Origin of the sequence: Vibrio pomeroyi (genome assembly GCF_024347595.1) — a bacterium.
GTDB lineage: Bacteria > Pseudomonadota > Gammaproteobacteria > Enterobacterales > Vibrionaceae > Vibrio > Vibrio pomeroyi.
Window position 1 is genome coordinate 192,035 of the sequence record NZ_AP025506.1, and the last position, 22,298, is coordinate 214,332.

The 22,298-nt window shown below is 38.6% G+C and carries 21 protein-coding genes; all 21 read left to right on the plus strand.

Features of this window, described 5'->3' with window-relative positions:
* The first annotated feature begins 96 nt into the window (after window positions 1-96).
* The 21 genes from OCV12_RS00870 to OCV12_RS00970 all read left to right on the plus strand — a co-directional run bounded on the left by OCV12_RS00870 (window position 97) and on the right by OCV12_RS00970 (window position 22,296).
* Window positions 97-1,230: a polysaccharide export protein gene (locus OCV12_RS00870; RefSeq protein WP_261885136.1), complete on the plus strand. Its 1,134-nt coding sequence runs from the start codon at window positions 97-99 to the stop codon at window positions 1,228-1,230.
* A gap of 83 nt (window positions 1,231-1,313) precedes the next feature.
* Window positions 1,314-1,754, plus strand: coding sequence for a low molecular weight protein-tyrosine-phosphatase (locus OCV12_RS00875; protein WP_261885137.1), 441 nt, complete (start codon window positions 1,314-1,316; stop codon window positions 1,752-1,754).
* Window positions 1,755-1,896: 142 nt separating this feature from the next.
* On the plus strand, window positions 1,897-4,065 hold the full coding sequence (locus OCV12_RS00880) for a polysaccharide biosynthesis tyrosine autokinase (protein ID WP_261885138.1): 2,169 nt from the start codon (window positions 1,897-1,899) through the stop codon (window positions 4,063-4,065).
* A 233-nt stretch (window positions 4,066-4,298) separates the two neighbouring features.
* Complete coding sequence (locus OCV12_RS00885) at window positions 4,299-5,546, plus strand: O-antigen translocase (protein ID WP_261885139.1); 1,248 nt, start codon at window positions 4,299-4,301, stop codon at window positions 5,544-5,546.
* 10 nt (window positions 5,547-5,556) lie between these two features.
* Entirely contained in the window at window positions 5,557-6,621 is a 1,065-nt protein-coding gene (rfbB, locus tag OCV12_RS00890; protein WP_261885140.1) for a dTDP-glucose 4,6-dehydratase, read from the plus strand.
* Entirely contained in the window at window positions 6,621-7,487 is an 867-nt protein-coding gene (gene rfbA, locus OCV12_RS00895) for a glucose-1-phosphate thymidylyltransferase RfbA (protein ID WP_116869771.1), read from the plus strand. Before rfbB ends, rfbA begins: the two co-directional genes overlap by 1 nt.
* 18 nt (window positions 7,488-7,505) lie before the next feature.
* Entirely contained in the window at window positions 7,506-7,907 is a 402-nt protein-coding gene (locus tag OCV12_RS00900) for a sugar 3,4-ketoisomerase (RefSeq protein WP_261885141.1), read from the plus strand.
* Window positions 7,904-8,365, plus strand: a complete 462-nt coding sequence (locus OCV12_RS00905; protein ID WP_261885142.1) for an acyltransferase — start codon at window positions 7,904-7,906, stop codon at window positions 8,363-8,365. Before OCV12_RS00900 ends, OCV12_RS00905 begins: the two co-directional genes overlap by 4 nt.
* Before the next feature lie 6 nt (window positions 8,366-8,371).
* Window positions 8,372-9,469, plus strand: coding sequence for a DegT/DnrJ/EryC1/StrS family aminotransferase (locus OCV12_RS00910; RefSeq protein WP_261885143.1), 1,098 nt, complete (start codon window positions 8,372-8,374; stop codon window positions 9,467-9,469).
* 56 nt (window positions 9,470-9,525) lie between these two features.
* On the plus strand, window positions 9,526-10,605 hold the full coding sequence (locus OCV12_RS00915) for a hypothetical protein (RefSeq protein WP_261885144.1): 1,080 nt from the start codon (window positions 9,526-9,528) through the stop codon (window positions 10,603-10,605).
* Entirely contained in the window at window positions 10,602-11,909 is a 1,308-nt protein-coding gene (gene wzy / locus OCV12_RS00920; RefSeq protein ID WP_261885145.1) for an O-antigen polysaccharide polymerase Wzy family protein, read from the plus strand. The genes OCV12_RS00915 and wzy overlap by 4 nt, the downstream gene beginning before the upstream one ends.
* Window positions 11,902-12,756 carry an alpha-1,2-fucosyltransferase gene (locus OCV12_RS00925; protein WP_261885146.1) on the plus strand — a complete coding sequence of 285 codons (855 nt, stop codon included), beginning with the start codon at window positions 11,902-11,904 and terminating at the stop codon, window positions 12,754-12,756. The genes wzy and OCV12_RS00925 overlap by 8 nt, the downstream gene beginning before the upstream one ends.
* 20 nt (window positions 12,757-12,776) lie before the next feature.
* Complete coding sequence (locus OCV12_RS00930) at window positions 12,777-13,496, plus strand: glycosyltransferase (RefSeq protein WP_261885147.1); 720 nt, start codon at window positions 12,777-12,779, stop codon at window positions 13,494-13,496.
* A complete protein-coding gene (locus tag OCV12_RS00935) occupies window positions 13,493-14,512 on the plus strand; it encodes a glycosyltransferase (protein ID WP_261885148.1) in 1,020 nt (339 codons plus the stop codon). Before OCV12_RS00930 ends, OCV12_RS00935 begins: the two co-directional genes overlap by 4 nt.
* A gap of 35 nt (window positions 14,513-14,547) precedes the next feature.
* Window positions 14,548-15,654: a GDP-mannose 4,6-dehydratase gene (gmd, locus tag OCV12_RS00940; RefSeq protein ID WP_261885149.1), complete on the plus strand. Its 1,107-nt coding sequence runs from the start codon at window positions 14,548-14,550 to the stop codon at window positions 15,652-15,654.
* 83 nt (window positions 15,655-15,737) lie between these two features.
* Complete coding sequence (gene fcl / locus OCV12_RS00945; RefSeq protein ID WP_261885150.1) at window positions 15,738-16,697, plus strand: GDP-L-fucose synthase; 960 nt, start codon at window positions 15,738-15,740, stop codon at window positions 16,695-16,697.
* A gap of 42 nt (window positions 16,698-16,739) precedes the next feature.
* On the plus strand, window positions 16,740-17,192 hold the full coding sequence (locus OCV12_RS00950) for a GDP-mannose mannosyl hydrolase (RefSeq protein WP_261885151.1): 453 nt from the start codon (window positions 16,740-16,742) through the stop codon (window positions 17,190-17,192).
* Window positions 17,193-17,230: 38 nt separating this feature from the next.
* Window positions 17,231-18,661: a mannose-1-phosphate guanylyltransferase/mannose-6-phosphate isomerase gene (locus OCV12_RS00955; protein WP_261885152.1), complete on the plus strand. Its 1,431-nt coding sequence runs from the start codon at window positions 17,231-17,233 to the stop codon at window positions 18,659-18,661.
* A 22-nt stretch (window positions 18,662-18,683) separates the two neighbouring features.
* Window positions 18,684-20,111 (plus strand): phosphomannomutase, encoded by a 1,428-nt coding sequence (locus OCV12_RS00960; RefSeq protein ID WP_261885153.1) that lies wholly within the window; start codon window positions 18,684-18,686, stop codon window positions 20,109-20,111.
* 67 nt (window positions 20,112-20,178) lie between these two features.
* The gene (gene manA / locus OCV12_RS00965; RefSeq protein ID WP_261885154.1) at window positions 20,179-21,369 is read left to right on the plus strand and encodes a mannose-6-phosphate isomerase, class I; all 1,191 of its coding nucleotides are present in this window, start codon (window positions 20,179-20,181) and stop codon (window positions 21,367-21,369) included.
* A 15-nt stretch (window positions 21,370-21,384) separates the two neighbouring features.
* The gene (locus OCV12_RS00970) at window positions 21,385-22,296 is read left to right on the plus strand and encodes an NAD-dependent epimerase/dehydratase family protein (protein ID WP_261885155.1); all 912 of its coding nucleotides are present in this window, start codon (window positions 21,385-21,387) and stop codon (window positions 22,294-22,296) included.
* Window positions 22,297-22,298: the final 2 nt, after the last annotated feature.

Genomic DNA, 22,298 nt, shown 5'->3' on the forward strand with positions numbered 1-22,298 from the left:
ATAAAATGCTGTATACCTGACAAAGTTATTTGTTCTAACTTCTTAGGGTGTCCTTTGGGATATCACGATACATTCCGTTTCTATGACTTGGTTAACATGAAGATTAATAAAAATCGTCTCCTTTTAGCGCTCCTTCCTGTGTTACTTGCAGGGTGTACTACTCCAGGAACTCACCTTTCGACTGGCAATAAGAATGTGATTAAGCCCTCAGAGGAACAGCAAGAATCTGATATCTCTGATGTTGTTAACCTTTACCCATTGACAGCGCAATCAGTATCGAGTTACCGAAGTGAATCTTTATCGGTTTCCCAAACTAACCCGACGCTAGATGTCGATATTGCAAAGTATGAATACCAAGTGGGTGTCGGTGACATCTTAAATATCACCATTTGGGATCACCCTGAACTAACGATTCCTGCGGGCTCTTACCGCAGTAGTACCGAAGCAGGTAACTGGGTTCATGCAGACGGCACCATTTTCTACCCGTATATTGGTACAGTCGAAGTAGCGGGAAAAACCGTTCGTGAAGTGCGTACTGATATTGCCAGTCGCTTAGCTAAGTACATCGAAAGCCCCCAAGTTGACGTGAACGTCGCTGCTTTCCGCTCTAAGAAAACTTATATAACGGGCGAAGTGTCTCAACCTGGCCAGCAGCCGATCACTAATATCCCTTTAACGTTATTGGATGCTGTGAACCGTTCGGGCGGTTTGTCTGAAAATGCCGATTGGCGTAATGTTTCATTAACGCGTAATGGCGTAGAAGAAAACCTCTCGCTTTACGGCTTAATGCAACGTGGTGATCTAACCCAAAACCGCTTGTTGCAAGCCGGTGATATTGTTCACGTGCCGCGCAACGACAACCAAAAAGTGTTCGTGATGGGGGAGGTGAATGACCCGCAACTGTTGAAGATCGATAGAGTAGGGATGAGCCTAACCGAAGCACTCAGTAACGTAGGTGGCATTAACCAACTGACTGCAGATGCAACGGGTGTGTTTGTCATTCGAACTTCGGATGATAAATCAGAACGCATGGCAGATATCTATCAACTGAATATGGAAGACGCCTCAGCGCTAGTCATTGGCACCGAGTTCGATTTAAAACCTTACGATATTGTTTACGTTACCGCCGCGCCAATCAGTCGCTGGAACCGTGTCATTGGGCAGCTTGTACCGACCATTTCTGGCTTCAACGATTTAACCGAAGGCATGTTGCGCGTTCGTAATTGGTAATGAGCCCTGATTGATAATCAGGTTGCACTTAACGTGTAACCTGATTTTTTATGCTTATAAGCCCAATACAATTAGAGACCATTATGTTTAATAAAATTTTAGTCGTATGCGTAGGCAACATTTGTCGTTCCCCTACGGGAGAGCGCGTTCTTCAAAAACTGTTACCGAACAAAGAGGTAGCCTCTGCTGGTATCGCTGCTGAAAAAAGCAGATTAATTGGTATGCCCGCAGACGACACTACGATTTTAATTGCCGCTGAAAATGGTGTCGATGTTGAAAATCATCAATCGCAGCAAGTTACACCACAGCTTTGTGCCCAGTATGATTTGATATTGGTAATGGAGAAGGGGCATATGGAGGCGCTCACTCAAATATCACCGGAAGTACGTGGTAAAACCATGCTGTTTGGTCAGTGGATTGGCCAGAAAGACATTCCAGATCCGCACCGTCAAAGCCGTGAGGCGTTTGAATATGCGTATAAGTTGATTGATGAAGCGGCACAAGCTTGGGCAAAAAAACTGTAGATCTATTTAAATAGACAGCTTTTTAAATATCACGCTCTACACGTAGGCGTAGCTAAGCTATCAACAGAATCATACAAAAGAGAAGTACGCGGAGCGTATATATCGTCTCTTAAATAGCAATAATTTAGGAAGTAGCAACCTGATGACAACACAACCATCTCAGCAATCACACACAGATAACTCTGATGAGATAGATTTAGGAAAACTATTTGGCATTTTATTAGATGCTAAATGGCTAATCATGCTCACCACATTTGCTTTTGCTGTGTTTGGTGTTGCGTTTGCCCTGCTTTCAACACCGATATACAAAGCCGATGCATTGATTCAAATTGAAGAAAAGAGCTCTGGTGGCATATCATCAATGGTTGGTGACATGGGCGAATTGTTCTCTCAGGAATCTTCTGCAACGACAGAAGTGGAGATCATCAAATCGCGCATGATCTTGGGCGAAACAGTTGATAAATTCAATTTAACCACAGTAACTTCTCCAAACTATGCGCCAATTGTAGGTAAAGGGTTCGCGCGCTTAACCGGCGATATCAACCACATTGTTGTGAGTCGTTTTACCTTGCCCAGCTATGCGAGTGATTATGGGCACACGATTCAGATTATTGATGCTGAACAAGGAACTTACCAACTGGTACGTGATGATGAGCGCGTTATCTTGCAAGGCAAAGTGGGTGAGCTAGCAACATCCGATGATTACAGCTTGTTTGTGGCGGGCTTTGAAACGCACAACGGTTTTGAGTTCTCGATTGGTCAACGTAGCCGGCTAGAGGCGATCGAATGGTTGAAATCTTCTTTGTCTCTTTCTGAGCAAGGTAAGCAAACTGGCATTTTGAAGCTAAGCTTTGAAGGCGAAGACAAACAACAGATTTCTGAAATCCTAAACCACATTAGCCAGATCTACTTCTTACAAAATGTGAAGCGTAACTCAGCGGAAGCTGAGAAGAGTCTGCAGTTCTTGGAGGGTCACCTTCCTGGTATTAAATCTGAGTTAACTGGCTATGAAGACACGCTAAACAATTATCGCCAAAAGAACGAATCGATCGACTTGGGCTTAGAAGCGCAGTCGACACTAAAGGTAATGGTAGAGCTTGAAGCACAATTGAACGAGCTGACGTTCAAAGAAAGTGAAATCAGCCAGCGTTTCACTAAAGATCACCCAGCATACAAAGCCCTGCTTGATAAACGTAAAACGCTATTTGGTGAGAAGGAGCGCCTAAACAAGCAAGTACAAAAGCTACCGAAAACACAACGTGAAGTACTGCGAATGACACGTGATGTTGAAGTAAACCAACAGATCTACATTCAACTTTTAAATAAAGTTCAAGAGCTAAGCATTATCAAAGCCGGTACCGTTGGTAACGTTCGTATCTTAGATGACGCACAAGCCTATACTCGCGCCGTTAAACCGAAGAGGCCGCTGATTGTTGTATTAGCGACGCTAGTGGGGGGAATACTGAGTGTTGCGTTTGTACTAATAAAATCGGCATTCCATCGTGGAGTTGAAACGCCAGACCAAATTGAACAAATTGGTCTGCCGGTTTATGCTACCGTACCAAAATCTGATTTGCAGATTGAGCTAACGAGCCGCTTTCAATCTAAGAAACAGAAAGCAAAGGATGCCCAAGCGTTGCTTGCTGAATCGAACCCTGCAGACCTTTCGGTTGAAGCATTGCGTGGCCTTCGTACCAGTTTACATTTCGCGATGTTAGAAGCAAAAAATAATATCTTGATGATCTCGGGACCAGCACCTGGTATTGGAAAGTCGTTTATTTCAACAAACTTTGCTGCCGTTGTTGCTAAAACTGGTCAAAAAGTGCTGTTGATCGATGCGGATATGCGCAAAGGTTACTTACAGCAGAGTTTTGGTGTTGAGTGGGATAATGGTCTTTCTGAGCTGCTAAGTGGCAAACAACAATTTACTCAATCAGTAAAATCGACTTTAGTTAAAAATTTAGATATTATTACTCGAGGTCAAGTGCCACCTAACCCATCTGAGTTACTAATGCATCCTCGTTTATCTCAGTTGATGGAATGGGCATCGAAAGAGTATGACTTAGTGATAGTAGATACTCCTCCAGTGCTTGCGGTTACAGACCCTAGTATTGTTGGATCTTTTGCCGGAACTACGCTAATGGTTGCTCGCTTTGGTCAAAATACGATTAAAGAGATTGATGTTGCTCGCAGTCGATTTGAGCAATCTGGTGTTGAAGTTAAAGGTGTGATTTTCAATGCTATCGAGAAAAAAGCATCAAGTGCTTATGGTTATTATAACTACGCTTATTCGAGCGAGAAGTTGACCTAAAGGGTAAGTTGATGTAACTATCGATTTATGATTATCAATTGTTTTGTAGAGTTAGTGGGTTGAATGGTAACTATACAATACATATGATGTTTTATATGTCTACTACTAATGAGTTTAATTACTATCTTAGGGGTTGAACATGTGATTGAACGTTTTTGTTTGACATTAGCTTATATTTTTCTCTATATGTTTAATGTAGATATAAATTTGATTTTTACAAATTAAGAATAATTTTGAACTTATTAAAAACCTCTTTTTTATCTTTGATTTCTACAGCTGTTAAAGTTACTTCTGGAATAGTTATAAATAAAGCAGTTTCTGTTTTTATTGGACCTTCTGGGTTAGCGCTAATTGGTCAATTTCAAAATATACTCCAAATAATGATGACTTTAGCTCAAGGTGGAATTAATTCTGGTGTTACAAAATACACTGCTGAATATAATTCAATCGATGATAATGAGCTGCCAAATTTATGGAGTAGTGCTGCAATTATTACTTTACTCTGTTCTGGGTTAATTGGACTGTTGTCACTATCTTTCTCTTCATATTTATCAAGTTCTATTCTTAATACAAGTGATTACTCATATGTATTTCTAATATTGGGAGCAACACTCTCTTTATTTACTTTGAATCAACTATTGTTATCGATAATAAATGGCCTAAAGGAAATTAAATTATTCATAACTATCAATATCACACAAAGTTTATATAGTTTGGTTTTTTCTACAGCAATGGTAATTCTTTGGGGTATTGAAGGCGCTTTACTCGCTTTAGTAACCAATCAGTCTATCGTATTTTTGACTGTACTTATTAGGTTGAGGCAACATGAACAATTGAAGCTTAGTAACTTTTTAAGAGGATTTGATTCAAGTAAAGCTAAGTTGTTGAGCTCATATACATTAATGGCATTTACTTCAGCGTTTACGATGCCAATAAGCAGTTATGTTGTGAGAAATTACATTGGAGAGTTTATCTCTTGGGATGCGGCTGGTTATTGGCAAGCCATTTCTTATATATCAAGTATGTATTTAATGGTTGTCACTACGGCATTATCAACTTATTACCTCCCTAGACTATCAGAGATATCATGTATATCAGAGTTAAAAAGAGAATTGAGAGAAGGCTATAAGGTAATAATACCGATAGTCTGTATCTTATCTTTGGGTATGTATTTTTGCCGTGGGCTTATAGTTTGGTTATTATTTAGCAGTGAGTTTGAGCCTATGCTTGACTTGTTCTTGTGGCAGTTGATAGGAGATGTAATAAAAATATCATCATGGTTGATGGTTTATTTGTTGTTGGCAAAGAGTATGACTAAGGAATATATTTTTACAGAGATCTTTTTTTCGCTGTTATTTTCTGTATTTTCAATTTTACTTATAAATTCTTTTGGTTTGATCGGTGTTACATATAGTTATGCTGTTAGCTATCTTCTATACTTTACGATTCTTGTTTATATAATCTTAAGAAAACTAAACTAATAGGTTTTTCATGAAATTTTTTATAACCGGTGGCGCTGGTTTTATTGGCTCAGCAGTCATCCGCCACATAATCGAAAATACTCAGCATACGGTTGTTAACTTAGATAAGCTAACTTATGCTGGTAACTTAGAGTCATTAAATCGAGTGAGTGCAGACCCTCGTTACTTCTTCGAGCAAGTTGATATCTGTGACAAGGTTGAACTCACTAGAGTTCTTTCTCATTATCAACCTGATGCTGTGATGCACCTTGCAGCAGAGTCGCATGTCGATCGTTCAATTGATGGGCCTGCAGCCTTCATCGAAACCAATGTGGTCGGCACTTATACACTTCTAGAAGCGGTAAGGGCATATTGGAACGATTTAGAACCCAAAAAGAAAACGTCTTTTCGGTTCCATCACATCTCGACAGATGAAGTCTATGGTGACTTAGAAGGCACTGAAGCCCTATTTACGGAAAAAACCTCTTACGAGCCTTCTAGTCCGTATTCTGCGTCTAAAGCCTCCAGTGATCACCTTGTACGCGCTTGGTTAAGAACCTATGGCTTACCTACAATTGTGACTAACTGTTCAAATAACTATGGACCATATCACTTTCCAGAGAAATTGATACCACTCGTGATTTTAAACGCGATCGATGGTAAGCCATTACCTGTGTACGGTGATGGTATGCAAATTCGTGATTGGTTATATGTTGAGGATCACGCACGGGCACTTTATAAGGTTGTGACTGAAGGTGAGGTTGGTGAAACATATAATATTGGTGGCCATAACGAGAAAGCGAATATTGAAGTGGTTAAAACCATCTGTTCATTGCTAGAAGAACTCGTTCCCAATAAGCCTGAAGGTGTTAGCCAATACCAAGATTTAATTACTTATGTTACAGATCGCCCAGGGCATGACGTTCGATATGCAATTGATGCTTCTAAGATTGAGCGTGAGTTAGGGTGGACGCCAGAAGAAAGTTTTGAAACGGGTATTCGCAAGACCGTAGAGTGGTACCTGAGTAACAAACAGTGGTGGAGCCGAGTGTTAGATGGGTCATATAGTATGGAAAGATTAGGGCAGGGTAGCTAATGAAAGGAATTATACTTGCGGGTGGTTCAGGTACTCGTTTATACCCATTAACTCGTGGTGTATCGAAACAGCTATTGCCAGTCTACGATAAACCCATGATTTATTACCCGTTATCTGTACTTATGTTAGCGGGAATTCGTGAAATACTCATCATCACGACGCCAGAAGATCAAGATGGTTTTAAACGTTTGTTAGGCGATGGGGCCGATTTCGGCCTCTCTTTAGAATTTGCCGTTCAGCCTAGCCCAGATGGCCTCGCACAGGCTTTCATTATTGGCGAGCAGTTTATTGGCAATGATTCTGTATGTTTGGTGCTTGGTGACAATATTTTTTATGGTCAAGGGTTTACGCCTATTCTTCAAAGAGCTGCGCAGCGCGAGCAAGGGGCAACGGTCTTTGGCTATCAAGTAAAAGATCCAGAGCGCTTCGGTGTTGTGGAGTTTGATCAATCAATGCAAGCGATCTCAATAGAAGAGAAGCCTGAAATACCTAAATCCAACTACGCGGTAACAGGGTTGTACTTTTATGATAATCACGTCGTAGAGTTAGCGAAAAAAGTCGAACCTTCTGCTCGTGGTGAATTGGAAATTTCAACATTGAATCAAATGTACCTCGAGCGAAGTGAGCTCAATGTTGAACTATTAGGGCGAGGTTTTGCTTGGTTAGACACGGGAACACATGCGAGTCTTCATGAAGCCTCTTCTTTCGTTGAAACGATAGAAAATGTTCAAGGGCTTAAAGTCGCTTGTCTAGAAGAAATTGCTTGGCGTCAAGGGTGGCTATCCAGCGAGCAACTCTTGAAAGCGGGTCATGCTTTATCGAAAAATGAGTATGGTCAGTATCTACTAGCTCTACTAGAAGAATGAGATTGAAAGAGAACAGATATGAGTTTGATTCATTGGATTGATTTTCCGAAAATTGGCGATGACAGAGGCAACCTCGTTGCACTGGAGGGGAATAAAAATATCCCGTTTTCTATCAAACGCGTTTATTACTTGTTTGATTTGCAATCGGATATACCTCGTGGCTTTCATGCCCATAAAGAACTGATTCAAGTTGCCGTTTGTGTTAAAGGTCGCTGCGATATTTTAATGGACGATGGAAAGAATAAAGAGATAGTAACGCTAGATTCTCCAGATAGAGGTTTACTCATCGATGTCATGCAGTGGCATGAAATGCAAAACTTTTCTGATGACTGTGTATTATTGGTTCTTGCTAGCGATATCTATGATGAGGCTGATTACATCCGAAACTACGAGCAGTTTCAAAATGAGGTAAAAAAGTGAAAATTCATCCATTGAGCGATGTTGCATCCACCGATATTGGTTTGGGGACGACGATTTGGCAATTCTCAGTTGTATTAAAGGGGGCACAAATAGGTCAAGACTGTAACATTTGCGCTCACACCTTTATTGAAAATGATGTAGTGCTTGGTAATCGAGTTACAGTTAAAAGTGGCGTGTACCTTTGGGATGGTATTCGAGCGGGCAATGACGTATTCATCGGACCATGTGTAGCGTTTACCAATGATAAATATCCTCGCTCTAAGCAGTACCCAGATGACTTCCCCAAAATACAAATAGGCTCTGGTGCGTCAATTGGAGCTAATGCTACGATTTTACCTGGTGTTCAAATTGGTGAAAAGGCTATGATTGGTGCTGGCTCTGTTGTGACAAAAGATGTCCCGCCAAAAGCTGTTGTTGCAGGAAACCCTGCGAGAATTATTCGATATATTGAGGTTTAGTAAGCCGTGATTCCATTTTTAGATTTGAAAAGTATCAATCAACAATATCAGCAAGAGTTAAAAGAGGCATGCGCGCGTGTCATTGATTCTGGTTGGTACATCATGGGTAATGAACTTGCAACGTTTGAGCAAGAGTTTGCGGCGTATTGTGGGACTCAATATTGCATAGGTGTTGCCAATGGATTGGATGCTCTGACATTGACACTGAGAGCATGGAAAGAGCTAGGAAGGTTACAAGCAGGTGATGAGGTGATTGTACCTGCGAACACCTATATTGCATCAGTTCTCGCGATTACAGAAAATGATTTGGTACCTGTCTTAGTTGAGCCTGATGAGGACACCTTTAATCTGGATATTTCGAACATTCAGAATGCATTGACAGAGAAAACCAAAGCGATCTTACCGGTGCATTTATATGGCCAGATTTCTCCTATGGATGAAATTATGGACCTTGCAAACGAGCATCAATTACTGGTTTTAGAGGACTGTGCCCAATCTCATGGAGCGCAAATTAAAGACAAAAAGTGTGGTGCTTGGGGGCATGCGGCAGGGTTTAGTTTCTACCCAGGAAAGAACTTAGGCGCATTGGGCGATGCAGGTGCGATCACCACCAGTGACAAAGAACTATATGATGTACTTGTTGCACTTAGAAACTATGGCTCACATAAAAAGTATGAGAATAAATATCAAGGTGTTAATTCTCGTTTAGACGAGATTCAAGCGGCTATGTTACGAGTCAAGCTGCTGCATTTGGATAAGGAAACCGCACATCGTCAGCACGTTGCACAACTGTATCTTGACGGTATCAACAACCCAAAAGTTACCTTGCCAAAGGTAACAATGAAGGAGGGGCATGTTTGGCACCTTTTCGTTCTTCGTACTTCAGAAAGACCTGCGCTAATGGAGCACTTGGAGCAAAACGGCATACAAACTTTGATTCACTACCCAACTCCTCCTCATCAACAAGCGGCCTATAATTATTTAAATGAGCTATCATTGCCAATCACTCAAGTGCTACATCAAGAAGTAATAAGCTTACCCATTAGCCCTATCATATCTTTGGAAGAAGTTGAGTATATAGTTAAAGTTATAAATAGTTATTAGGGAACTTTAACTTTAACTTTAACTTTAATTAAATATTTATTTTTATGAGGTGATCAGTGAAGAGTATTCTTATTATTACACAAGGATTTTTCGGAGGTACAGACAGAATACTCTCGGACTTTTTTTCTTGGTGTCAGAATGAAGGTTATAATGCTACAATAGTACAGCAAGATGAAATTAAAAATAGTCCTATTGGTAAAGAAAATTATGATTATATTGTCCTTCCAACATCAGCTATTTTTACATTGAAGTATTTATTTGGTGATGCCAAAGTTTTGATTTGGTCTATGGGGCATGATGCTATCGAGGCGGCGTTTTATAATCGTGAAATAAAAAACCCTATTTACAACTTGGTATTTAGGGGGTTGTATACATTATTCGATAAGATTAGTCGGGGAAATAGAGTTTTTGCTTTTACCGATGAAGTTGCTGTTAATCATGCTCGTAGAGAGGTTGGACGAGAAATAATATTACCAATACCAATAGATATTCCCCCCAAAAATGAATATGAATATAACGCAACAAAAAGTTTCTACTGGTTAGGAAGGGTTGATAGAGACTTTAAAGTGTGGACATTGTTAGAAATATTAAATAACCTTGAAAAGCATGAGTTCAATGGGGTGTTTAATATTATTGGTGGTGGAGATGGCGTTTCACTAATTGATAGCGATAATTATTCTTTTAAAATAGTTAGACATGGTAATCTTCCTTATGATGTAATGGAGGAGTATTTGAAAATTAATGCATCACTAGTATTTGCAATGGGAACATCTGCTTTAGAAGGAAGTAAATTAGGAGTTCCAACTATTCTTGTCAACCCATTACGCCAAGGTGAGCGTAACTTTGATTCTCGCTGGGTTTTCGATTCAATAGGTTTTTCTCTTGGTGAGTTTAAGCTTTCCAATGTAATGCCTGAACAACCCAAGTTTGGTTTACAGACATTGATTGATGAATTTAATAATAATCCTCAAGTGCTTTCTTCGAAAAGCTATGAATACTCTAATAACTTCAGTAGAGAAAAGGTTTATAGTGATTTAATGTCTAACTTTGAAAAGTTTGATAAGCTGTCCTCTATAAAAGTTCAAGTATTAATACACTACCTAACTAAAAAATTAAAGTCGTATAAAAAAACATGAAATTTTTAGTATCTAATATCTTCTTCTTTATTACTACTACTATTGTAATTTTTGTTATTGTTTCTGGGTTCTATACTGGCTTCATTTTTTATGTGGCTATGATTATTTCTTGGTTGGGTTTTTTATACTGTGCTTATAGTTACTATAAAAATTCTGAAAGACTCATTAACCCTACAACTTGCTTTTGCTTGTCTGTGTTTGTTTTTTTGGTGTCAAGGCCTTTTCTTTCTTTACTTATGGGTGATGAAGTCATTTCTATTGGTCTAGGTATTACGGAAGAAAATATAATAAAAGCCACGTTGTTTGTCATGTGGTCTTTTTATTTGATAAATATTTTCTACTGTTTCTTTGATAAGCCTGCTAAATTTATACTGAACGGCATGCCGGATATAAAAATTAAGTCATATACTTGGTCTAATGTTTTTCTATTGTTTTCATTATTTCTTTCTTTTTTGTTTTTAAAGAACTCATATTTTAATTACAACGTGCTTTCTAACAATGAAAATTATTTTAGTTTTATTTCAAGTTTAGATTTCTCATATTTTAGATACTTCTTTATATCAAAGTATTTTTTAATATTATATATCGTGCTAAGTAAAAGTAATAAGTCTCTTTTAATAAGCACTTCTATCCTGTTCCTCTCTTCTTTAGGGTTTATGGCTATTGGCTTACGAGGGTATACAATTGCTTATCTTTTCCTATTTTTGTTAGCTTATGATGTTAAATATAAGATAAAGCTGATCCCTCTGATTGTTTTAAGCTTATCCCTTATTATTTTGTCTGCATCAGTTTTGTCGTTTCGGTTAGGCTTCGATGTTTTTGAAAATGATAGCTACCTTTCAATTATCCTAAAAACTATAGCTCAACAAGGAGCAACATTTGAAGTTGTCTTTGGTGCTGTAAACTTTTTGGATGAAATAAATAAGTGCATAAGTTATTATGACTATTTTATTCAAGGAATACCTTTTGGAGATTGCGTAGACGTTAGTCGTGGAGTTTATTTTGCTGAGGGTGGCTTTGCTTCAAGTTTTTTTGCAGAACTTGTTTTCTTTTGGCCTATATTGATCTTAATAATACCTTTGTTTTCCTTTTGCTTAAAATTATTGAGCTTAAGTTATGACCAAATTTTATCTTCTGGTTCAGAAAAGAAATCAAGTATATTATTAGTGTTTTTTTTGTTGCCAAATTTAGTGTATTTCGCAAGATCATCCGTATTTGACTTTATTGAGAAAACCATTATCTCAATATTTTTTATTTTGTTTATTTCATTAGTTATAAAAATTATTAGGAAGAAAGATGCATAGTCAAATTGTCTTTTCACAAGGTGGGTTAGGTAATCAGTTGTTTCAGTATGCATTTTATCTTGACATTGCAACTCGGAATGGTAACTGTGACTTCGATATTAGTCGTATAGTTTATGATAATCAACATAAAGGTACTAATTTGGGGGACTTACTTGGTTGTGATTTCTATAGTTTTAGTCATATGGGAAACAAGAACTTACCATTTTTAATTGATGATAGGATATCATCAAAAGTAATAAGATGGACTTTGAGGTTATTAAATGTTAGAAGTTGTTTGGATTTTTTTTATGATTTTGACGCAACAACCTCTTATAAATCAATTGATTTCAATAAAAATAAATATGTAGGATATTTTCAGTTTGTAGATTCTGCAATAAAAAGTAAATCTATATTTGAAAAAATGATTGAAAATAAGTATCGAGTTGAGATCGAAAACTATAGAAAATCCTATGGGGAAAGCAAGGCGATTCATATCCGCAGAGGAGATTACTTCACCTCCAACTCTATAAATCATGCTGTTGCCTCTGAGGGTGAAATAACTTCAATTGTTGAACGCTATAAAGATGATAAGATAGTGATTTTTTCAGATGATATTAAATGGTGTACCGATAAGCTCAGTAGGTTTGACAATGTCGATTTTCATCATGGAAGTTCAGCAATAGATGATTTTTTGGCTTTATCTCAATGTGATTCTTATGTTTTACTAGGTAGTAGCTTTTCATGGTGGGCTGCATTTCTATTTTCAGATGATTCTACTGAGTTAAGTTTTATTTCATCTACTAATATTAAATATCTTTCATTTGAAGAAATGGAAAAGTTAGATTGTAAAATAGTTTCAATTAATTAAACGTGATATTTGGTGGTCATTTGTTTTCTTTTTTAATGTGTGTCAATGTAGATAATCCATTTTTAGACCAAGCTATTTTTAGTGTTTTGGAACAAGATGACCCAAACTTTGAGTTTGTTATTGTTGCAAATAACTGTAGTGATGAATTATATAATAAATTATGTAAGTATGATGATGAGAGAATTAGATTATTTAGAACGTCAATCGGTCAATTGTCCTATAATTTGAACTATGGTGTTGATCAAGCTAGAGGTCAATATATTATTCGAATGGACTCTGACGATGTTTGTTTTAGTCAGCGTCTTTCTATCTGCAAGAAGTATATTGGACATGGGTATGATGTAGTTGCTTTTTCTGCGGAACTGATTGATGAAACTGATCGTAAAATAGGAGTAAAAGATCTCGGTTCTGCATCGATTAAGCAGCTAATCTATAAAAACCCAGTAGTTCACCCTGCTACTATGATTAGAAAAGATGCATTGATAAGTATTCGTGGATATCTTGGAGGTCTTCAGTCCGAAGACTATGACCTATGGATCAGAATGTTTAATAAGTCATATAATTTTCATTTTTCTAGTGAGATTGTATTAAAATACCGTATAAGAGAGGGGCAATCAAAAGGGGCCTTACTTCCTTATTGCGAAGTCGCAGGATATTTTCTTCGAGAGTTTTTAGCCTCGTTGAAGATCAAGTTTTTACTAGGCTTTTCAATCGCCTGCTTTAAAAGGTTTATTCGATGACTATTGCTTATATGATTACGAAAGGTGATATTGGTGGGGCTCAAACTTGGACTAGAGATCAAGTTCACTTGTTTGATGGCAAGGAAAAACAAATATTGATCACAAATAAACCAGGTTGGTTGAGTGATGAATGTTCAAATTTAGCTAAAATTTTTTATTTCTCAAAAATAGAAAGAATATTTTCCATACTGACGCTTTTCTCCATTGTTAGAGTAATGCGCAACCAATCAGTAAAAACAATAGTTGCCAGCTCAGCAAATGCAGGTATATATGCCAGACTGTGTAAGATACTCTATCCTAAGGTTAGGGTTGTCTACGTATCTCATGGTTGGTCCTGTATTTATAATGGTAATCGGTTTAAAAAATTATTTATTATGGTAGAGAAGCTGCTATCTTACATTACTGATGCTGTACTATGCGTTTCTGAAAAAGATAAGTATGACGCAATTGAAGTTATTAAAATACCTGCTAAGAAAGTTAAATATATTAGAAATTGTGTGTTTCCTCGAAGCACTGCACCTTTCAAGGTGAAGGGTGAGCGAATTAAAGTTCTCTTTTTAGGTAGACTTGAACATCCGAAAAGACCTGACCTATTAATAGAGGCTATTTCTGGTAACCCAAACTTTCAATTGGATATAGTTGGAGATGGCCCTTTGAGAGCTTCTTGTAAAAGTAGTGATAATATTACTTTCCATGGTTCAATTTATAACTTTAATGATTTTTTTAAATATGACTTGTTTGCTTTAATCTCTGACAGTGAAGGTCTCCCTATGGCTGCGCTTGAGGCTGCTTCTTCTGGTATTCCTCTAATGTTGAGCAATGTAGGAGGTTGCCCCGAGTTAATCACTAATAATGGTTTGCTGGTTGAGAACTGTCCAGATAGTATAAAGAAAGCACTGATATGCATAGAGCAGAACTATAGCTTTTACAGGGAACAAGCTACTTCTAAATCGAAAGACTTTGACTTGAGTAAACACTATGCACAATATCGCCAAATTTATTTAAGTTGTTCTTAAAAATTAACTAAAACGTATAAAAATAGGAGTGCTTGATGAAAGTCGCTTTAATTACAGGTATTACTGGCCAGGATGGTTCTTACTTAGCGGAGCTTTTGGTTGAAAAGGGCTATGAAGTTCATGGTCTTATTCGTCGAGCATCATCATATAATACCGAACGTATTGATGCGCTAATAAATGAAGGCGCTAATATTAAACTGCACTATGGAGATCTAACGGATTCTTCAAATTTGATTCGACTGGTTAAAGATATTCAACCTAATGAAATCTATAATCTAGGCGCAATGTCGCATGTGGCGGTTTCTTTTGAATCACCAGAGTATGTTGCTGATGTAGATGGCATGGGTACTCTTCGTCTTCTTGAAGCGATTCGTATTAACGGGCTAGAAAAGAAAACTCGCTTTTACCAAGCGTCGACCTCAGAGCTTTACGGGGAGGTTCGTGAAATTCCTCAACGTGAAACAACGCCGTTTTATCCACGCTCTCCATACGCTGTAGCAAAAATGTACGCATACTGGATTGTGGTTAACTATCGTGAATCTTACGGTATGTACGCATGCAATGGTATTTTGTTTAATCATGAATCACCACGCCGTGGTGAAACCTTTGTAACTCGTAAGATTACTCGAGCTATCGCGAACATCTCTCAAGGTCTAGAGTCGTGCCTAGAGCTTGGCAACATGGATGCGTTGCGTGACTGGGGGCATGCTAAAGATTATGTTCGAATGCAATGGATGATGCTTCAACAAGGACAGGCTGAAGATTTTGTTATTGCTACTGGTAAGCAGATCTCTGTGCGTGAGTTTGTTCGCTTGTCAGCGAAGGAAGCGGGCATAGAGCTTGAGTTTTCCGGTGAAGGGATTGATGAAATCGCAACTGTGGTTGTTATTGATGAAGCAAAGGCACCAAAGGTGAAAGTTGGTGATGTCATTGTAAAAGTAAACCCTCGGTTCTTCCGTCCAGCGGAAGTGGAGACACTGCTTGGTGACCCGAGTAAAGCGAAAGCCAAACTTGGCTGGACTCCAGAGATCACCGTTGAAGAAATGTGTGCAGAAATGGTTACGTCTGATATAGACAAGGCAAAACAGCACGCAGTTCTAAAACAACACGGATTTAACGTTGCAATCTCACTAGAAAGCTAATTAATCAGTAGTACTGATTCGTTTATATTGCAGAGTTCCTCATTTTGGGCTCTGCTTTTTGTATTTATATTATCGGAACTAGTATGAAAAGAGTATTTGTTGCTGGTCATAAAGGTATGGTTGGTTCAGCTATTGTTCGTCAACTATCTAAAGAGTCTTCAGTAGAAGTTATTACTAAAGATCGTAACGAGCTTAACCTGTTAGATGCCCTGGCAGTCGAGGCATTTTTTGCGACTCATCATATTGATCAAGTTTACCTTGCAGCTGCGAAAGTCGGTGGGATTGTTGCTAACAACACATACCCTGCTGAGTTTATTTACCAAAATTTGACGATTCAAAACAATATTATTCATTCTGCACATCTGCATGGTGTTCAAGATTTACTATTCTTGGGGTCGTCTTGTATTTATCCAAAGTTTGCACAACAACCGATGCGTGAAGACTCTTTATTGACTGACACTTTGGAAGAAACCAATGAGCCTTACGCAATCGCTAAGATTGCAGGTATTAAAATGTGTGAGTCTTATAATCGCCAATATGGTCGCAACTATCGATCAGTAATGCCAACTAATTTGTATGGTGAAAATGATAATTTTCATCCTCAAAATTCTCACGTCATTCCTGCATTGTTGCGTCGCTTCCACGAAGCAAAATTGAATGGTGACAGTAAAGTTGTTGCGTGGGGCAGTGGTAAACCTATGCGAGAGTTTTTGCATGTAGATGATATGGCAGCAGCCTCAATTTACGTAATGAATCTTGCTCAAGAGGTGTATCGAGAAAATACACAAGAAATGCTTAGTCATGTAAACGTCGGTACAGGTGTAGATTGTACTATCCGTGAACTTGTTGAAACTGTCGCAAAAGTGGTTGGTTTTGACGGCGAGATTAAATTTGACACTACGAAACCAGACGGCACTCCTCGTAAATTAATGGATGTTTCACGTTTACAGAATCTGGGCTGGGAAGCGAAGACGAGCTTAGAGGATGGCTTGACTATGACTTACCAGTGGTTCCTAGAGAATCAAGACAATTATCGCGGTTAAAGTACCTAGGGTCGAGTTAATATAAGGATTTAAACAAAGCATATGTTTTTAAGCAAACAACGCTTTTCTCAAGTGATTGAAAGTGCGCCATTAGTTTCAATTGACTTAGTTATTGAGGACGAAAGTGGTCAAGTTTTACTTGGAGAGCGTTTAAATCGACCAGCTCAAGGTTTTTGGTTCGTCCCCGGAGGTCGTATCCTTAAAGATGAAAAGCTTGATGATGCTTTTGCTCGTTTAACTTTAGAGGAACTCGGACGTGAGTTGCAGCTCTCCCAAGCTACACTGCTGGGGCCTTATACACACCTTTATGATGACAATGTATTTGGCAATGAATTTTCGACTCACTACGTTGCTATTGCTTACAAACTCACTGTTGCTCGCAGTCAATTGAAGCTACCCAGGAATATTCAACATTCCCAATATAGTTGGTTTGACAAAGATGAGTTATTGACTAGCGATAAAGTACATCTCCATACTAAATGGTATTTTAAATAATTAGAACTATTACTTAATTAACGAATAACGAGTTGACTATGCTTATTCCTGTAATTATGGCTGGCGGGTCAGGCAGTCGTCTGTGGCCTCTATCTCGCGCCAAATACCCTAAACAATTTCTTGCGGTAACTGGTGAGCAAACTATGCTTCAGCAGACTTTAAGCCGTATGTTAGGCTTGGAACATAATGATCCATTTGTTATCTGTAACGAAGAGCATCGTTTCTTAGTTGCTGAGCAACTTCGCCGTATTGATAGCGATAATAGCGGCATATTATTGGAGCCAATTGGACGCAACACTGCTCCAGCTATTGCTTTAGCTGCAAAATTTACTTTGTCTACCGACGAAGATGCATTGATGTTGGTTCTTGCTGCAGATCACGTAATTAAAGATACTGAATCTTTCCACCAGTCAGTACAAGCAGCTATCCCGTACGCTAAACGTGGTGATATGGTAACTTTCGGTATCAAAGCAAATGCTCCAGAAACGGGTTATGGTTACATTAAAACTGGTGATACGGTGACTGTCGCTAATGAAAGTCGTGGTTTTAGTGTTGATCGTTTTGTTGAAAAGCCAAATCTTGAGACCGCAAAAGAGTACCTAAAAGATAGTAGTTACTTGTGGAACAGCGGTATGTTTCTATTTAAAGCATCGGTCTATCTTGAAGAGCTAGCAAAGTTCAGGCCTGATATCCTTGAAGCATGTGAAAGTGCGTACGACAGTCACTTTGAGGACTTGGATTTTATTCGAATGTCATCTGACTTGTTTTCACAGATTCCTGACGAGTCTATAGACTTTGCGGTAATGGAAAAAACAGAAAAAGCAGTGGTTGTTCCTATGGACGCTAACTGGAGTGATGTCGGCTCTTGGTCTTCGCTTTGGGAAGTGAACAATAAAGACGAGCGGGGCAATGCTACTCGTGGTGATGTGTTAACTGAGCAAACGAATAATAGCTATATATATTCACAAGATAAACTCGTTGCCACTGTGGGTGTTGAAAACCTTATCGTTGTGGAAACAAAAGATGCTGTATTAGTGGCTGATAAAGATAAGGTTCAAGATGTAAAGTCAATTGTGAATCAGCTAAAGCAACAAAATAGAGCAGAATGTCAGCAGCATCAAGAAGTCTATCGTCCATGGGGGACCCATGAGACGGTATCGGAAGGTGAGCGTTATCATGTCAAGCAAGTGTATGTTAAACCTAAAGAAAAGACGGCTTTGCAGATGCATCATCATAGAGCTGAGCACTGGGTTGTTGTCTCTGGTACGGCTAAAGTGACAAAAGGCAACGAAACTTTCCTTCTAACTGAAAATCAATCAACGTATATTCCAGTGGGCACCCCCCACTCTGTAGAAAACCCAGGGCAAGTACCATTAGAGCTTATTGAGGTTCGATCAGGTTCGTATTTAAAAGAAGACGATATTGTTCGGTTTGATGAGCAAGCATCTAAATTTGGCGGCGATTACTAACTACTTATTGAGATAGAAAATTATGGTAAAGAAATTAATCAGTAGCGAAGTGCTTAGTGCTTCAGGTGTGCAATTTGGCACGAGTGGTGCAAGAGGGCTCGTCAATCAGTTTACACCTGACGTCTGTGCAGCCTTTACGCATGCGTTCGTTGTATCAATGCGTAGAAACTTTACTTTCACTCAAATGGCTGTGGCAATTGATAATCGTCCAAGTAGTCCAATAATGGCCCAAGCTGTTATTCAAGCGCTGACTGATGCTGGTGTAAAGGCAGTCTACTACGGTGTTGTTCCTACTCCGGCTCTAGCGTTTACCGCAATGCAAGACAATATGCCTTGCATAATGGTGACGGGATCTCATATACCATTTGATCGTAATGGAATTAAGTTCTACCGTCCGGATGGCGAGATAACTAAAGCGGATGAACAAGCCATCTTAACTCAGAGCGTTGACTTCAATGCCATCAATACTTTACCTGATTTAACGGTTGACTGCCGAGCGACTGAACTCTATCGAGCGCGTTATACAGATCTATTTGATGCAGGTTTACTGGTAGGAAAGCGTATTGGTATTTATGAGCATTCAAGTGCTGGAAGGGATATTTATCAAGGGATTTTTGAGTCGCTAGGAGCTGAAGTTATCTCATTAGAACGCACGAATGAATTTGTGCCAATTGATACTGAAGCTGTTGCTGAATCTGACAAGGAGAAAGCACGCCTGTGGTCCAAACAGTATGATTTAGATTTTATCTTTTCAACAGATGGTGATGGCGATAGACCCTTAGTTGCCGATGAGAATGGTGAATGGCTTCGTGGTGATATTCTGGGGTTGCTTTGTTCTAAAGCGCTTAAAATTGATGCTTTAGCGGTTCCGGTGAGCTGTAACACCATTATTGCCAGTTCGCCAGAATTTAAATCAGTTTCTAAGACACGCATTGGTTCCCCTTATGTAATCGCTGAATTTTCTGAGTTAGCAAAAACTTATAAAAGAGTTGCGGGGTTTGAAGCCAACGGAGGATATTTGCTCGGAAGTGATGTCTCGGTGAATGGGAAATATCTACAAGCACTGCCAACCCGAGATGCCGTTTTACCTGCACTTATGTTGCTTTCTTTAGCTAAAACATCATCGATCAAAAGCTTGGTAGGTCAATTACCACAACGCTTTACGCATAGCGACCGAATTCAAAACTTTGCGCCAGAAAAGAGTTTATCAATATTGGAAAGTGGTCGTAATAATATTCAACAACTATTAAACTCTCTGGGCTTGTCAGAGCTTAATGTTATTAGTATTGATAATACAGATGGTTTAAGGCTAGAGCTTTCTAATCGTGCAATCATTCATTTACGTCCGTCAGGCAACGCACCTGAACTCCGCTGTTATGTGGAAGCTAATACACAGGATGAAGCAATTACCCTAGTTGAGCTGGTTCTACACAAGGCTTTAATGGCTTAACTTGAATAAAAAATGAAAATAGATGAGCTGTATGATGTAACCCTCACCAGCTCTCTTGAGTTAGATTATGATTTACACGTTGAAAAACCCGATAAAAAACTTCCTTTGGGGAAGTCGTACTGCGATTTGCGACCATTTTGGAATAAGTAACCCCAACTCTGAACGTCAGGCAGAGTTGTGGATGGGAGCGCATTCCAGCTCAAGTTCATTTATTTTCCAAGATGGTGTTGATGTTTCACTTTACGATATGATTTCAAGCAACCCTGAGTATTGGCTAGGTAATAATGTAAAACAGTACTCATCATCACTCCCTTTTCTTATGAAAATTCTTGCTGTAGAGCAACCTCTTTCGATACAAGTACATCCATCTAAAGAGGTTGCAACGGTCGGTTTTTCCGAGGAGAATAGACGAGGGATACCATTGAATGCCTCAAATCGCAACTATAAAGATGAAAATCATAAACCTGAGCTCGTCTATGCAATAACTCCCTATAAAGCAATGAATGGTTTTAGAGAATTGGATCAGATCATTTCTAATTTCGATATTCTTGAACTCTCGGTATTGAAGGATTGCTTTCAACCTTTTAAGAAAGAGCCTAGCTCTTCCACTTTAGCTACTTTCTTTCGGGGTTTACTTGCCTTAGAAGGTTCGCAAAAAAAACAAGCTATCGATGAGCTTATGATTTCGGTAAATATGATAAAAGAAGATCATATTTTGTATCAACCGTCAATGCTCATAAACGATCTTTATAAAATTTACCCAGAAGATATAGGTTTATTTACACCACTTTTGTTAAATGTTGTTGAACTACAACCTGGGGAAGCTATGTTTTTGTACGCTGAGACTCCTCACGCATATCTTTATGGGCTGGCGATTGAAGTCATGGCTAATTCGGATAATGTTTTGCGTGCTGGTTTAACCCCTAAACATATTGATGTGGAAGAACTACTCAAGAACACTAAGTTTGAACCTATTGCTTTGGAAAGTTTGGTATTGACCCCTAGTTATGAAGGAATAGAGCGAAAGGTTTATTCAGTCCCTGTTGACGATTTTTGCTTTGAAGTTGTAAGCCCGAAGGATATTATAACTTTTGATATATTTTCCCCAGAGGTGCTACTTTGTTTATCCGAAAGTGTTACGATTGTTGTTGAAACAGAGAGCAGAGTATTGCATAAAGGAGAATCAGTGTTTATTCCTGGATCTTTAGAACAATACCAAATTTCTGGTAATGGTTCCATAGCAAGGGTTTCTTGTTAAATAGGCATATAAGTAATGACTACATTAGTAACAGGGGCTACAGGGTTTGTAGGCAAAGAACTTGCAAAGCGAGAACATAGATTTCGTTATGTAGTGCGTGTGGGTGTTGACCATTCATTCGAAGATTATTTTGTTGTTCCCACCATTGACTCTGAAACAAATTGGAGTCATTGTTTTGATGGCATCCACTCTATTATTCATTTAGCGGGGTTGGCACATAACAATTCATTTTCTGAATCTGAGTATAGTTCAATAAATACACAAGGGACATTGAAGCTTGCTTTAAAAGCTGCTGAAGCCGGTGTCAGACGTTTTGTTTTTGTTAGCTCGATTGGCGTTAATGGAACTACATCACTCGAAGGCCCATTTTTGCCAGACGATACAGCAAAACCTCATAACTCCTATACGCAGTCAAAATATGAAGCTGAGTTGGGGCTTTGGGATTTGTCAAAAAAAACAGGGTTAGAGGTTGTTGTTGTAAGACCAACGTTAGTTTATGGTCCAAATGCACCAGGTAATTTTGGTAGGCTAATTAAGTTAATTCAGAAGGTGCCTGTCTTACCATTTGGTTTAGCAAGTAATTGTAGGGATTTTATCTCTGTTCAAAACCTGGCTGACTTATTGATTGTATGTACCACCCATGAAAATGCAGCCGGCAACATCTTTCTTGCAAGTGACAACGAAACTGTCTCAATCAAAGAATTTACTAAAGTAATTGGTGATGGTATTGGTAAGAATATCTTGCAGTTTCCAGTCCCAGTATGGGCAATAAAGATTGTTGGTAAGATTTTAGGAAAGTCCGAAATAGTAGAACAATTATACGGAGACCTTCAAGTTGACTCTTCAAATATAAAAAAAATTCTTGGATGGACTCCCCCTTTAACCATGAAACAATCGATGTCGTTATTACGCAACTCAAGGAATTAATA